Consider the following 13,785-nt stretch of genomic DNA (forward strand, 5'->3'; position numbering starts at 1 on the left):
TGCAAGCAACGCCCGGTGGTGAACCGGTGGGTCAGTCCCTGGCAGAATGAAGTCCTGAAGATTCTTCGTTTGCCGGGACCGGCGAAGGCTGCGATCTTTCGTCCAACTTTCCCACAGCCCTCGCCAGGAATTCCCACGATGAGCTTCGTCAGCCCCGACCTGATCCGCCAACGCTTCTCCAAAGCGATGTCCGACATGTACCGCGACGAGGTGCCGTTGTATGGCGCACTGATGGAGCTGGTGGAAGCCACCAACGCCCAGGTCCTGACCGAACAGCCGGAACTGGCCGCCCACCTGAGCAACACGGGCGAACTCGAGCGCCTGGACCTGGAACGCCACGGCGCGATCCGCGTCGGCACCGCCGCCGAGCTGGCCACCCTGGGGCGACTGTTCGCGGTCATGGGCATGCAGCCGGTGGGCTACTACGACCTCACGCCAGCCGGTGTACCGGTGCATTCCACCGCGTTTCGCGCCGTGCATGAAAGCGCCTTGCAGGTCAGCCCGTTCCGGGTGTTTACCTCGCTGCTGCGCCTGGAACTGATCGAGAATGCCGAGCTTCGGGCCTTTGCCGAATCGGTGCTGGCCAAACGGCAGATCTTCACCCCCGGCGCCCTTGAGCTCATTGACCTGGCCGAACGCCAGGGCGGCCTGAGCGAAACCCAAGCCGAGGACTTTGTCCTACAGGCCCTGGAAACCTTTCGCTGGCACCACAGCGCCACCGTCACCGCCGAACAGTATCGGCAACTGAGTGCCCAGCATCGCCTGATCGCCGACGTGGTGGCGTTCAAGGGCCCGCACATCAACCACCTGACGCCGCGCACCCTGGACATCGACATCGTCCAGGCGCGGATGCCCACGCATGGCATCACGCCCAAGGCTGTGATCGAAGGCCCACCCCGTCGCCAATGCCCGATCCTGCTGCGCCAGACCAGTTTCAAGGCGCTCGATGAGCCCGTTGCCTTCACCGACCAGCCCCAGACCCGGCCCCAGCCCCAAGGCAGCCATAGCGCCCGCTTCGGCGAAATCGAACAACGCGGCGCCGCGCTCACACCCAAAGGCCGTGCGCTTTATGACCAATTGCTGAACGCCGCGCGCGATGCGCTGGGGGAATTCCCCAACGAAGCCAACGCCGGGCGCTACAACGTGCTGATGGCCGAACACTTCGGCGCATTCCCGGATAACCACGATGAGCTGCGCCAACAGGCGTTGGCGTATTTCCGTTATGTCCCGACGCCCAAGGGCCTCGCCGCCAAGGGCACCCTCGAGGCAGCGACCACCCTGGAACACTTGCTCGAACAGCAATACCTGCGGGCCGAGCCCTTGGTGTACGAAGACTTCCTACCCGTCAGCGCCGCCGGCATCTTCCAGTCGAACCTCGGCGACGCCGCCCAAAGCCATTACGCCGGGCAATCCAACCGCCAGGCTTTCGAGGCGGCGCTGGGGCGAGGGACCATCGACGAGTTGGGGCTGTATGCCCAGACGCAACAGCGCTCCATCGATGAGTGCAGGGCCGCATTGGGCGTATAGGAATACACCGAAGGATAAAACGGCAAGAAGTTGCCTGGGGGGCGCGTGCAGCGTGGCGCGCCTTCCTGGGTGATTCTGCCCGGATGGCGCGGTGTGCGGGTGGGCCGCGAGGATCTGTCATGCGCCGGGCAAGGGTTTGTGCGCTTTGTGACCGCCCTGGAAGATATAAGCACCAAGGGTCAAACCAACCTATTGATATCTATGGTTTTTTTGAAGATGGCACAGCTCTTGATAACCGTCAGGCCACCTCGGGGCGATTTCCGTCCCAGGCCCTTAGTTATCCAGGAAGGAGAGCATCCCTTGGCTACCCCCGCATATATGACCATTACAGGCGCCAAACAAGGTCTGATCACTGCCGGTGCGTTTACCATTGACTCGGTTGGTAATATTTTTCAGGAAGGTCGTGAAAATAAAATCATGGTGCAAGGTTTCCAGCATCGGGTGACTGTTCCGCGCGATCCGCAATCCGGCCAGCCGACCGGCCAACGCATGCACCAGCCCCTCATAATCACCAAAATGTTCGACAAGGCCACGCCGTTACTGCTTGCGGCCCTGACCAGCGGTGAATGCATGAATGAAGTCGAGATCCAATGGTTCCGGACATCCGCCTCGGGCAGCCAGGAACATTACTTCACCACCAAGCTGGAGGACGCGATTATCGTCGAGATCAAGGATTACATGTTCAACTGCCAGGACCCGGCGAACGCGCACTTCACCCATCTGGAAGACGTGCATTTCACGTACCGCAAAATCACTTGGACCCACGAAGTCAGTGGCACTTCGGGTTCCGATGACTGGCGTTCACCCATAGTCGGCTAATGTTCGAGCGCAACCACTCACGCATGGGCCACCGCTGTTGGCCAATGTGCAAACAAATAATTGAAAGTCATTGATTCAGGACGGTGTTCGCCCAGTGCGACGGCCTCGGCAATCCATGCACTGGTAAAGAGCCTGACACTGGGCGAACGGGGACAATAATAATGGAACTTTCAGACTATGTCCGGGAGAGTGTTTAAATAATTGTTTATCTTTGATCGTAACTGCCGCCGATTGATCATGACTCGCACAGTTACATTGTGACCGAACCGCGGAACCTGTGGCGAGGGAGCTTGCTCCCGCTCGGGCGCGCAGCGGCCGCTTTTGGGGCTGCTTCGCATCCCAGCGGGAGCAAGCTCCCTCGCCACAGTATTGAATGGCAACTCCTGCACTAGCCGTACAACCGGTTATACAAGACATGGACAAATACAAAAAAGTTATCCATGAATAAAAATTAAACAACCATTAAAAACTCTTTTTTAATACCCCTCGGCATGACGCACTTCATCCACGCCGTCCGTTTTTTTGCGCATCGGTATCCCCCGCATCAGGGTCACCGTGTTGCTGTTTGCGCTTGGCCGGGTCATTGGGCCGCAAGGCATCGTTATCGCGTTCCACTTCGCCGGGCAATGCTGGCGCGTCCGGGTTGGGCCGGGTTTGATCGGGGCTGTGGTTCATGGCGAACTCCTGGGGTCATTCGGGATTCAGGCATCGGGGTCGGCGACTTCTTCGGCGACATTGGCATCCGGGGAGCGCTGGTGCAGTTGCTCGGCCTGGGTCTTCAAATCCTGCCAGCGTGCCAGATCGATGGCGCCGCGGCCGAACAGGTCATTGGCCACCTGCATCAACTCAGTGAAATGAGCATCGGGGGACTGCTGCCGGTAGGCCTTGTCGTCGAACAGCCGCTGCCAATCGGCCAGCGACGGAAGCTTGAGGTCATCGCCCATGACGGACTCCTGCGAGACATTCATAGGTTATGAGGGTCGGCGTTCGCGGGGAGTTCCAGTGATTTTTCAGTAGCCGGTCATTTCCAGGTAACCCGTGCCGCCCTGGTTGCCGCTCAGCCGCACCGGGCCTTCCCAATAGGGAATGCGCAAGTCCATCCAGGCGTTGGGGTTGAGTGCCTGGGTGATGATGTCGAGTTGCTTGCCCGGGATCTTGATGGCCCAGCGTACCGGCATCGAGCGCCCGGCGACCTTGGCCGTGTCCAATGGCACGAGACTGATCTCCTCGGCGCGCAGGGTTTGCGCCCGGCCCTGGGCATCGACCCAGGTGCCCGTGAGGTAAGGCGCGCCGTGCTTGTGGCGCATGCGATAGAGCATCAGGTGCTGGCCATTGTCCAGGTGCAGGGAGAACCAGTCCCAGCCGGTCTGGTTGGCGGTCAGGGGCTGGCTGCTCCATTCGCGATCGAGCCAGGCCGGGCCGCTGACCGTGTAGCGCTGGCCGTCGATTTCCAGTTCACCGTCGGCCTGGAAAAACGGCTGGCTGTAGTAGTACGACGCCTGGCCCTGTTCGGATTTCTGGCTGAAACCTTGATCGCCCTGCAACACCAACGGACGGTTCGACGTCAGCCGCAAGGCATAGCTGAAGCGTCGGTCGCGAGCCTTCAATTGCATGTCCGCCAACGGCTCGGCCGCTGAAGCCTGGGTGCCGAATTGCCAGTCGTCGATCCAGGCCTCGAAGGGCTGCACTTGCACCCCGGCCTGCCCCACCCCACCTCGCGCATAACGTTCGGCGGCATAGTGCACGCTGTCGGAAGTGACCGCCGCATGACCGAGCCAGATTGCCTGGTTGCGCCAACCGCTGGCTTGGGGTGCGGCATCCAAGGCGCTGCGAAACAGCGTCCATTGCACGCCGAACTCTCGGCCTTGGGAATCCTTGAGGTTGGCGGTGATGTACCACCATTCGATGCGAAAACCTTCATGGACGCCGTGGTCGGCCGGGAAACTGAACACCCGCCCAGGCACGACCGGCGTGAACGCGACAGCCTGGTCGCCGAGGCCGGCGAAGCCCTTTTGCGTCGGCGCCGAGTCATCACAACCGCTGAGCAACGCCAGCAGTAACAGGCCGGCTTTAATCTTCATGGGCAAAGCTCCTGAGCAAATCCGCCGGCTGCGTGCGGTACAACGCATACAGGGGCCAGGCCGATGCCAGGAGCGTGGCGAGCATCGCCAGGGCCAGCAACTGAGCCAACTGCAATGGGAACACCCGCAACGGCAGGCGCCAGCCGAAAGCCTGCACATTGATCACCGCGTCCAGGCACCAGGCCAGGGCAATGCCCAGCGGCAAGGCCAGGACCAGGGTCAGCAGCGCCAGTAACCAGGTCTGGCCGAGGTTGAGCAACATCAACTGCCGACGCGTCACTCCCAGCGCCCACAACGGTGCCAACTGGCCGAGACGGCTCTGGCTCTGGGTCAGCAGGCTGATGAACAACGCCACCCCGGCTACCGCCAGGGTCAGGCTGTTAAGGGCGGCGGTGGCGGCGAAGGTGCGTTCGAACACCTGGGTCGACCAGCCCTTGAGCCGGGCCTGGTCGACAATGCGGCTGTCATCCAGGCCGAACCGGCCCTGCAATGCCGTCACCAGCGCCGGAATCGCCGGCGGTTCAATGCGCAGGTTGAAACGGTTCGGCGTCAGGTTCGGCCAGTGCGCCAGCAAGTGCTCGACGTTGACCAGCACATGGCCCTTGGGATTGCCATAGTCGGCGTAGATGCCGACGACACGTAGCGCCCAAGGTCCCTGCGGCGTCGGCAAGGTCAACTGATCGCCGATCCTCACCTTGAGGCGTCGGGCCAGTTGTTCGCTGAGCATGAGGGTGTCGGCGGCGGCCAACTGCTCCCACGGCTTGTCGCCGGACGATTCCAGCAGCGGCCAATGCTGGCGATAGTGAGAGTGGTCGAGGATGCCATGGATATCCGTCGGCCAGCCCCGCAACGGGAGCGAGACTTGCCAGAGCGGCACAACGGCAGTGATCGCCGGTTGCTGCTTGAGCCAGGTATGCAGCTCTTCGGCTTGGGCCGGGGTTTGCGGGTTGATGTACAACTCGGCGCTCAGCCGTTGTTCGAGCCAGTTGCTGAACGTCTGGCGAAAGCCGGCGGTCATGCTGCCGGCGCCGATGTTCGCCGCCAATGCCAGCAGCAAGGCCATCAGCGCCAGGCTCAGGGTCGGCAATTGTTGGCGGCAATCGGCGAGAAACCATTGCCCGAGCACCGAGCGGCTGCGGCGCGACAACCACGTCAGCACGCCGCTGAGCAACACCGGCAAGGCCAGTGCCGCGCCCAGCAACAAGGCGGTCATCAGGACAAAACCGCTGGCCAGGCTGTCGCCCCAGACCAACGCCGATGCGGCAATCAACGCCGCCACCGTCGCCACCCATCCCTGGCGTCGCAGCCAGCGCCCATGGGCTTGATGCCAGGCTTGGGGATTGGCCAACGCCAGCAAGGGCAGGCGCGCCGCCCGCAACAGGCTGTCGGCGCCGGCCAGCAGCGCGCCAAGCAAGCTCAGGCCGACACCGCTGAGCCACCACGCCGGGCTGAGGTTCAAGTGCCCGGCCACTTCAGCGCCGTACAAGCCCCGCAGGCTCGCCGCGACATCGGGCAACAACAGGCCCGCCAGCCAATAGCCGCTGAGCACCCCGGCGATCCCACCGAGCAAGGCCAACCCGCCCAGTTCAATCGCCAGGCTGGTGACCAGTACCCGCGCACTGACGCCACAGGCCCGCAGGGTTCGCAACAGACTGCGGCGCTGTTCCAGAGCCAGGCCGATGGCCGCGTGAACGATGAACAACCCCACCACGAAGGATAAAAAGCCCAGGGCGTCGAGGTTCAAGTGGAAACTTTCGGTCAGGCGCGAGAGATTGTTTTCTTCATCGGCGCGCTTGAATTGCAGTCGATCGCCGAACGCCTCCGGCAGCGCGGCGCTGAACGTCTCGGGCAACAGCAGCCGCGACAGCTGGTCCGGCATTCCGAGTACCGCTTGGGCAAACCCGATGTCCATCAACAGCATGCCCGGCGCCATGTCCACTTGGACATGCAGCGGCGGCAGGGGTCGCCCATCGACGGTTTGGGGCTGGTCGCCCTCACCCAGCCCCAGGGCCTGCAAAGTCTGCGGGGCGATCCAGGTACGACCGGGATCGGTAAAGAACTCCACCACCTCGCTCATCTCCCGCGCCTGCCCCGCCAACGCCGCACCGGGCGGCAGCGACACCGGGTCGATGCCCATCAGTTGCAGACGCTGGTCCTCGTGCCCCTTGAGCACCACCCGGGCCTGCAACACCGGCGACACCGGCCAGCCCTGGCGCCGCAAATCGACAAACCATTGCTGAGGGAAGGTGCCGCCGCCGGGTGCAGTGAGGCTGGCCTGGGGTTCGCCGCCGATCAGTTGGCTGGCCCGGGCGTAGCTGTCCCGGGCCTGACTGTTCAGCGCTTGCACGCCGGTGAGCAGACTGGTGGCGAGCCAGAGGCCAGTCAACACGCTGAAGAACTGCACCGGGTGCTGGCGCCAATGGCTGAGCAGTGCCTTGAGGGCCTGGCGGAAAATCATCACCCCTGGGCCACCTGCGCCAACCGTCCGCCATGCAATACCACGCGTTGGGCCAGGCGAGCCGCTACCCGGGGACTGTGGGTCACCATCAACAGGCTGGTGGGGCTGCCCTCCAGCAGTTCCAGCAAAAGCTGCAGCACTTCGTCACTGGTGGCTTCGTCGAGGCTGCCGGTGGGTTCGTCAGCCAGCAACAAGGGCGGTCGAGAAGCCAGCGCCCGCCCCAGCGCCACCCGTTGCTGCTGGCCGCCGGAAAGCTGCTCGGGGTAACGCCGCAGCAACCCTGAAAGCCCGAGCCGCTGCACCAGATGGGCTTGCCAGGCCGCGTCATAGCGACCGCACAAGCGGGCCTGGAACGCTAGGTTGTCTTCCACCGACAAGCTGCTGATGAGGTTGAACTGCTGGAACACCAGGCCGATTTCCGTGCGCCGCCAATTCGCCAGCTGGCTTTCACTCATGCCGTCGAGTCGATATTCGCCACTGCGAATGCTCCCGCGATCGACCTTGTCCAGCCCGGCAACCAAATGCAGCAAGGTACTCTTGCCGCTGCCAGATTCCCCCATCAGCGCCAAGCTGCTGCCGGGCATCAAGGTCAGGTCGACGCCCTGCAGCACCGGCAACGGGCCTTGGGGCGTGGGGTAGCTTTTGAACACTTGGCGGACTTCCAGCATGGGCAGCCTCGACGGGTGGGCGTGAGGCTCAGGATAGCGGAGGTTGGGCGCACTCAACACCTCCCACCCACTCACCCACCGCCATCGCGAGCAGGCTCGCTCCCACAGGGTTTACCGTTGATCAATCCGTGGCGTGATGGCTGGGTAGCTTTTGTGGCGAGGGAGCTTGCTCCCGCTTGAGTGCGTAGCGCTCATCGCTTTTTTTGGGGCCGCTGCGCGACCCAGCGGGAGCAAGCTCCCTCGCCACAGGGTCGTGCAAGACCTTGTGGGTATCCAACATCATCGCAAACTGACCCTCCGACATCGCGAGCAAGCTCGCTCCCACAAAGAGCCCAGCGCATGGGGGCCTTCAATCAATGCCCCGCCGCCATTTCGGCCTGGCCAGGCTGCGGCGTCACGATATGGTCCAGGTCAATATGCTTCCAAGCCGGTTTCGCCCCCAACCGCGCGTTGAAACGATAGTTGAACGTAAAATCATCCTCCGTCGGCTGGCTCAACGACCTGCCATAAACCGATTCAACCCCAACCGGGTCATACCCCATCAACTGCAACAGCGTCGGAAAGATGTTGTAGTGACTCGAACGATCCTTGTTCCGCGCCCAGGCGCCACGCCAATCAAGACTATCCAACTGACGGCCCTGGATCACCACCAACGGCACCAACCCCTCTTCGGGCATCGGGTCGCCACCACAATGAGTGTTGAGCCCAGGATTGCCACGCTCGTGCAGATCCTGGCCATGATCGGAGGTGTAGATCAGCACCGCTCGGCTCAAATCGGCCTGCTGGAAGACTCGCCTGAAGAACTCACCAACGTTCCACAGCAAGGTGTTCTGGTACGCGTTGCGGTACAGCAACCAGTCATCTTTCTGCCCATCGAAGCCGTCGCGGCTGCCGGTATCGGCCACTTCCTGGTACTGCCCGCGCGGCAAGGCCGGGCGGTAATTCATGAAGTCGTCGGGGTATTTGTCGTGTACCGGGAAATGCGCCCCCACCTTGTTGATCACCACCAGTTCAGCCTGGTGATCGTCCAGCAGTTCGATCAACTTCGCCGCCGCCGCCATGTCGCGGTCGCGCACGCGGGTCTGGTCGAATTGGACGAATTCATCGATGTCCTGCTTTTCCAACTCGGTCATCAGGTTCTGCAAGTTGCCACCGGTGCGCTGGGCGTCGATGTAGACGGTACGCAAGCCGGCCTTTTTGGCGTACTGCCAGATCGACGGCCGAGTGCTGTTGATGCGTATGTAGTCGGTCCGCGTCCCCCCGTAGCGCAAGGTGACATTGGTGTCGGCGCTGCAATTGGCAATGGACGCCGCGTAGCCGAAATTGAACATATCCACGCCCTCGGGCGGCGTTTTCAGGCCGCTGCGCACGCCAAACGGGGTGTTGATATCCAGGTAATTGCCGCCGACGCTTTCATCGATGATCAGCACTATGTCCTGCTCGATCAAGGATGATCGCCGCGTTAGGGTGACCGGCTCCCGGGGACCGATCGTGCTGTGCAAGGACTCATAGGCAAGGAGATTCAAATAGGCCAACGGCGTGTACATCACCGGCAGGCCGCGCGCACCTTCGCCCGCCCGCACGAACAACACGCCACTGAGCAACATCACCCCCAGCACGGGCGCGACCACAGGCAGATAACCGGGCACTCGCAGCGTTCGTCGAGGTTTGAGAGCGATGCCGAACAACAGTAACAAGCCCCCGATCACCGCGTTGATGATCACCTCGCGGTACTGATAGGCCGCCTCCTGGATAAAGCCTCCCGAGTACACCAGCGAAACGAACTGGCTGTAGGTCAGGTAACTGTCCGTGACTTGGGTGTACACCTCGAAAAACACCGCCGAAACAAACAACGCCAAGGCAAACACATGCCTCACCAACGTCTGGCGAATGTAGGCGCTCATCCACAGCGCCAGCACCAGCACCACGAACATGGCGCCGAACAGCACGGTCGCCAAGCCCAGGCCCAACGCGTCGAGACGGTCGAGGTAAGCGTCGTACCCCTTGAGCAGGTACAAAAGCAGGAGCAATTCCTTGAGGTAGCGGGCCATGTTTTCCTCGACCGGATCGCGGTGTCAAAAGCGCTTCGTTCCTGCACGTTAGCAGCCGGTTTTCAAAGCGCAAGAAACGTCCACCCACAACAAGCGTCAAAAAAAAGTTACCCCAAAAACGACACGAAAATAGGTAACAAAATATAAAAATCTATGGATAACGACCGTTTATCGCTTTGTTAAATGCCGGACATCCCCAGTAAAACAGCCACTTTGCTAGAACAGTCAATGACTTGATATCAAAAGGCCCGATTTCACATGAATTGCCAACACTGACAACTGTCATTTTGCTGACACGCTTTTCTGAAGCTGCGCTATACCCCTCTAAACAGTTTCATCCGAGTTACATCATTCGGTTTGCGAGGCGCGCCAAAAATGGACGTGAGCGTATTTGGTACGGGGTATGTCGGGCTGATCCAGGCGGCTGCAATGGCCGACGTCGGACACCGCGTTTTATGCATCGATATCGACCCGAACAAGATCCGGCAACTGCAACAGGCTGTGCCAACCATCAGCGAGCCGGGGCTGTCCAATCTGCTCGAAGACAACATCAAGGCCGGACGCTTGTCGTTCAGCTCCCAGGCCAGCGACGCGGTCAATCATGGCGAGTTGATCTTCATCGCCGTTGGCACGCCCGCCGATGAAGACGGCTCGGCCGACCTCAGCCATGTGCTGGCCGTCACCCGGCAGATCGCCGATTTCATGGACAGCGACCGCACCCTGGTCATCAAGTCCACCGTGCCGGTGGGCACCGCCGACAAGGTGGCCGAATGCGCCCGCCAGGCATTGGCCCGGCGCGGCCTGAAACAGCTGAACGTACGCGTCGTGTCCAATCCCGAGTTTCTCAAGGAAGGCAGCGCCCTGGCCGATTGCATGCGTCCGGACCGGATCATCGTCGGCACCGCCGATCCAGTGGCTCGCGACCAGATGACCGAGCTCTACGCGCCCTTCTGCCGCAACCACGAAAAACTGATGTTCATGGACAACCGCAGCGCCGAACTGACCAAGTACGCCGCCAACGCCATGCTCGCCACCCGCATCAGTTTCATGAACGAACTGGCCAACCTCACCGAACGGTTGGGCGCCGACATCGAAGCGGTGCGCAAAGGCATCGGCTCGGACCCGCGCATCGGTTATCACTTCATCTACCCTGGCTGCGGTTTCGGCGGTTCGTGCTTTCCCAAGGACCTGCGGGCCCTGCTGCACACCGCCGAACAAAGCGGCATGCCACTGCGCCTGCTGCGCAGCGTCACCGACGTCAACGACAGCCAGCGGCACATCCTCTTCGAAAAACTGGCCAAGCAGTTCCAGGATGGCCTGGCCGGCAAGTCGATTGCCATCTGGGGCCTGGCGTTCAAGCCCAACACCGATGACATGCGCGAAGCCCCCAGCCGCTACCTGATGGAAGCCCTGTGGCGCGAAGGCGCACGGGTCCAGGCCTACGATCCGGAAGCCATGTCCGAATGCCGTCGCCTCTACGGCTATCGCAAAGACCTCAATCTCTGCGCGACCCGCGATGACACCCTGGAAGATGCCGATGCCCTGGTGATTTGCACTGAGTGGAAGAACTTTCGCGTGGTGGATTTCGACCTGCTGGCCAGCAAGTTGCGCGCCCGGGTGATCATCGATGGCCGCAACCTGTACAACCCCGAACACCTGGCCGCCGCCGGGCTGTTGTATCGCGGTATCGGGCTGCGCCACACCGTGCCCGGCACTCCGGCGCCAGGGCCGCAAGCATGAACATCCTGGTCACCGGCGCAGCCGGTTTCATCGGCGCCCACGTCGTGCTGCGGCTGCTGCGCGACGGCCATCGGGTGTGCGGGCTGGATAATTTCAACGACTACTACGACCCGCAGCTCAAGCACGATCGCGTGGCCTGGGTGAACGGCCAGGTCGGCAGCTTCCCCTTGGCGCGGCTCGACCTGGCCGACGCGCCGGCCATTGATGAACTGTTCCAAACCCGGCGCCCGGACGTGGTGATTCACCTCGCGGCCCAGGCCGGCGTGCGCTACTCCCTGGAAAACCCCCAGGCCTATGTCGACAGCAACATCACCGGGTTCCTGAACATCCTGGAAAACTGCCGCCGGTATCCCGTCAAGCACTTGATCTACGCCTCCTCGAGCTCGGTGTACGGCGCCAACACGCGCATTCCTTATTCAGTCCAGGACAATGTCGACCACCCATTATCGCTGTATGCGGCGAGTAAAAAAGCCAACGAACTGATGGCCCACAGCTACAGCCACCTGTTTGGCATTCCCTGCACCGGCCTGCGGTTCTTTACGGTGTACGGCCCTTGGGGCCGGCCGGACATGTCGCCGATCCAGTTTGCCCGCGCCATCGCCGAAGACCGGGTGCTGCAACTGTTCAACCACGGCGAGCACCAGCGGGATTTCACCTACATCGACGACATCGTCGAAAGCATCGCCCGCCTGATCGACCGTGCGCCCCAGGTCACGCCCTTGCTGGATCACGAACAACCGGACCCGGCCACCAGCCGCGCGCCCTGGCGGATCTACAACATCGGCGGCCAGCACCCGGTGGCGCTGCGCACCTATGTCGCGCTGCTGGAAAAACACCTGGGACGAACCGCTCGCATCGAACTGCTGCCCCTGCAAGCCGGCGATGTACTCAACACCTGCGCCGACGCCAGCGACCTGGCACGGGCCACCGGCTTCCGGCCGTGCATCGCACTGGACGACGGCCTGGGTCGCTTCATCCAGTGGTTCCTCGATTACTACCCACTGCCTGCCCACGCGCCGCTCCCGGCCCAACCTCAGCGGAGGAGTCTATGACCCGACATGAACAAGCCATCGAGATCAACGCCCCCGGGCGCGACAAACGTGTCGATCCCGACCACCGCAGGCGCCTGGACGCGGCCATCCACCGCCAGGGCCGTGGATGGTTGACCGGTCGCGACGGCGGCCGGCCCTGGACGGTCTCGCGCACCAACCGTGTAGTGGCCTGCCTCGGCGCACTGGCGATCCTGGTGGTGTTCTGCCCGCTGTTGCTGGGCCTGGCACTGCTGGTCAAATTTTCCAGCCCGGGCCCGGTGCTATTCGTACAGAAGCGCACCGGTTATCGCGGGCGGGTGTTCGGCATGTACAAGTTCCGCACCATGGTCGCCGACGCCGAGGCCCTCAAGGAGTCGCTGCGTCACCTCAACAAACACGGCGCCGAAGCCATCGATTTCAAGATCGACAACGACCCGCGCATCACGCCCATCGGCCGGTTCCTGCGTCGCAGCAGCCTCGACGAACTGCCGAACCTGATCAACGTAGTGACTGGCGACATGCGCCTGGTGGGCCCGCGGCCAACCTCGTTCAACGCCTATCGCTACAAGGACAACCATCTTGTGCGCCTGAGCATCTACCCCGGCATGACCGGCCTGTGGCAGATCTCCGGGCGCAGCAATATCGACTTCGACCAGCGCGTGGAATTGGACCTCAGCTATATCGCTGAACAAAGCCTATGGCTGGATTTGAAGATCCTGATGCTAACCCCCTTCAAAGTTTTCAGCGGCCACGGAGCGAGTTAAATGGACGGTTCAACGAATATCCTGACCATAGCCAGCCCGAGCGAGACCAACCTGACCTCGACCGTGCTCGACCCTTCCCTGCGGATCCTGCTCTTGACGTCCGCCAACACCGGCACTGGCACCAGCACCAGCGCCATGGCACTCGCCGCGCAACTGGCGCAGATGAGCAACGGTCGCGTCCTGCTGGTGGATGCCAGCCAGTCACCGCGCAACCTCAGCCAACAGCTGTCGTTGCACAAGGAGCGCGGCTTCACCGACCTGTTGTTCAACAGCCTTGCCCCGCCCCTGTTGCAGGATTGCGTGGTGCAGGCGTCCAGCCTGCCCTTCGACGTGCTGCCCCACGGTCGCCTCGGCCGCAATGCCGACCACCTGAGCCCCGAGCGCCTGCGCCCGCTGTTCAGGCAACTGGCGGCGCAATACCGCTTTGTGGTGATCGACGGCGACGCGGTGTATTCGGCCAGCGACACCCTGGTGCTCAGCACCCAGGTGGATGGCGTGGTGCTGGTGGTGCGCGGTGAAGACACCCGCTGGGAAGTGGCCCAGGCCACCCGCCAGCGCCTGTCCCAAGCCGGCGCGAAAGTGGTCGGCAGCGTGTTCAACCGCCGCAAGTACTACATGCCCAAGTGGCTCTACAACAACCTGTAAG

Annotated in this window: 12 protein-coding genes; 6 read left to right on the forward strand and 6 right to left on the reverse strand. The window is 62.2% G+C overall.

Annotation, left to right across the window (positions count from 1 at the left end):
* Positions 1-138 precede the first annotated feature (138 nt).
* Positions 139-1,527 (forward strand): 2-oxoadipate dioxygenase/decarboxylase HglS, encoded by a 1,389-nt coding sequence (gene hglS, locus M1D99_RS19170; RefSeq protein ID WP_458130618.1) that lies wholly within the window; start codon positions 139-141, stop codon positions 1,525-1,527.
* 300 nt (positions 1,528-1,827) lie between these two features.
* The gene (locus M1D99_RS19175) at positions 1,828-2,346 is read left to right on the forward strand and encodes an Hcp family type VI secretion system effector (protein ID WP_434571077.1); all 519 of its coding nucleotides are present in this window, start codon (positions 1,828-1,830) and stop codon (positions 2,344-2,346) included.
* A 501-nt stretch (positions 2,347-2,847) separates the two neighbouring features.
* On the opposite strand, the gene M1D99_RS19180 is transcribed toward M1D99_RS19175, so the two are convergent.
* The 6 genes from M1D99_RS19180 to M1D99_RS19205 all read right to left on the reverse strand — a co-directional run bounded on the left by M1D99_RS19180 (position 2,848) and on the right by M1D99_RS19205 (position 9,604).
* Positions 2,848-3,021 carry a hypothetical protein gene (locus M1D99_RS19180; protein ID WP_458130619.1) on the reverse strand — a complete coding sequence of 58 codons (174 nt, stop codon included), beginning with the start codon at positions 3,019-3,021 and terminating at the stop codon, positions 2,848-2,850.
* A gap of 26 nt (positions 3,022-3,047) precedes the next feature.
* Positions 3,048-3,290: a hypothetical protein gene (locus M1D99_RS19185; protein ID WP_186730067.1), complete on the reverse strand. Its 243-nt coding sequence runs from the start codon at positions 3,288-3,290 to the stop codon at positions 3,048-3,050.
* Between the two features lie 66 nt (positions 3,291-3,356).
* Positions 3,357-4,427, reverse strand: a complete 1,071-nt coding sequence (locus M1D99_RS19190; RefSeq protein WP_458130620.1) for a lipocalin-like domain-containing protein — start codon at positions 4,425-4,427, stop codon at positions 3,357-3,359.
* Entirely contained in the window at positions 4,417-6,885 is a 2,469-nt protein-coding gene (locus M1D99_RS19195; protein ID WP_458132154.1) for an FtsX-like permease family protein, read from the reverse strand. The genes M1D99_RS19190 and M1D99_RS19195 overlap by 11 nt, the downstream gene beginning before the upstream one ends.
* Positions 6,885-7,553, reverse strand: a complete 669-nt coding sequence (locus M1D99_RS19200) for an ABC transporter ATP-binding protein (RefSeq protein WP_186708642.1) — start codon at positions 7,551-7,553, stop codon at positions 6,885-6,887. The genes M1D99_RS19195 and M1D99_RS19200 overlap by 1 nt, the downstream gene beginning before the upstream one ends.
* A 353-nt stretch (positions 7,554-7,906) precedes the next feature.
* Positions 7,907-9,604, reverse strand: a complete 1,698-nt coding sequence (locus M1D99_RS19205) for a sulfatase-like hydrolase/transferase (RefSeq protein ID WP_458130621.1) — start codon at positions 9,602-9,604, stop codon at positions 7,907-7,909.
* A 375-nt stretch (positions 9,605-9,979) separates the two neighbouring features.
* Here M1D99_RS19205 and M1D99_RS19210 point away from each other — a divergent pair, with 375 nt between their 5' ends.
* From M1D99_RS19210 to M1D99_RS19225, 4 genes are read left to right on the forward strand one after another with little or no spacing between them, the layout of a single operon-like run.
* Complete coding sequence (locus M1D99_RS19210) at positions 9,980-11,344, forward strand: UDP-glucose dehydrogenase family protein (protein WP_411385072.1); 1,365 nt, start codon at positions 9,980-9,982, stop codon at positions 11,342-11,344.
* A complete protein-coding gene (locus tag M1D99_RS19215) occupies positions 11,341-12,396 on the forward strand; it encodes an NAD-dependent epimerase (protein ID WP_434571087.1) in 1,056 nt (351 codons plus the stop codon). The genes M1D99_RS19210 and M1D99_RS19215 overlap by 4 nt, the downstream gene beginning before the upstream one ends.
* Positions 12,393-13,139, forward strand: coding sequence for a sugar transferase (locus M1D99_RS19220; protein ID WP_458130622.1), 747 nt, complete (start codon positions 12,393-12,395; stop codon positions 13,137-13,139). Before M1D99_RS19215 ends, M1D99_RS19220 begins: the two co-directional genes overlap by 4 nt.
* Positions 13,140-13,784: a CpsD/CapB family tyrosine-protein kinase gene (locus tag M1D99_RS19225; protein ID WP_186708626.1), complete on the forward strand. Its 645-nt coding sequence runs from the start codon at positions 13,140-13,142 to the stop codon at positions 13,782-13,784.
* Position 13,785 lies beyond the last annotated feature (1 nt).

Source organism: Pseudomonas sp. R3-41 (assembly GCF_054161485.1).

Coding starts and splice junctions, on each gene's coding strand:
- M1D99_RS19180 (WP_458130619.1), bottom strand. CDS start 3,021: ATGAACCACAGCCCCGATCAAACCCGGCCCAACCCGGACGCGCCAGCA.
- M1D99_RS19185 (WP_186730067.1), bottom strand. CDS start 3,290: ATGGGCGATGACCTCAAGCTTCCGTCGCTGGCCGATTGGCAGCGGCTG.
- M1D99_RS19195 (WP_458132154.1), bottom strand. CDS start 6,885: ATGATTTTCCGCCAGGCCCTCAAGGCACTGCTCAGCCATTGGCGCCAG.
- M1D99_RS19225 (WP_186708626.1), top strand. CDS start 13,140: ATGGACGGTTCAACGAATATCCTGACCATAGCCAGCCCGAGCGAGACC.
- M1D99_RS19220 (WP_458130622.1), top strand. CDS start 12,393: ATGACCCGACATGAACAAGCCATCGAGATCAACGCCCCCGGGCGCGAC.
- M1D99_RS19190 (WP_458130620.1), bottom strand. CDS start 4,427: ATGAAGATTAAAGCCGGCCTGTTACTGCTGGCGTTGCTCAGCGGTTGT.
- M1D99_RS19205 (WP_458130621.1), bottom strand. CDS start 9,604: ATGGCCCGCTACCTCAAGGAATTGCTCCTGCTTTTGTACCTGCTCAAG.
- M1D99_RS19200 (WP_186708642.1), bottom strand. CDS start 7,553: ATGCTGGAAGTCCGCCAAGTGTTCAAAAGCTACCCCACGCCCCAAGGC.
- M1D99_RS19210 (WP_411385072.1), top strand. CDS start 9,980: ATGGACGTGAGCGTATTTGGTACGGGGTATGTCGGGCTGATCCAGGCG.
- hglS (WP_458130618.1), top strand. CDS start 139: ATGAGCTTCGTCAGCCCCGACCTGATCCGCCAACGCTTCTCCAAAGCG.
- M1D99_RS19215 (WP_434571087.1), top strand. CDS start 11,341: ATGAACATCCTGGTCACCGGCGCAGCCGGTTTCATCGGCGCCCACGTC.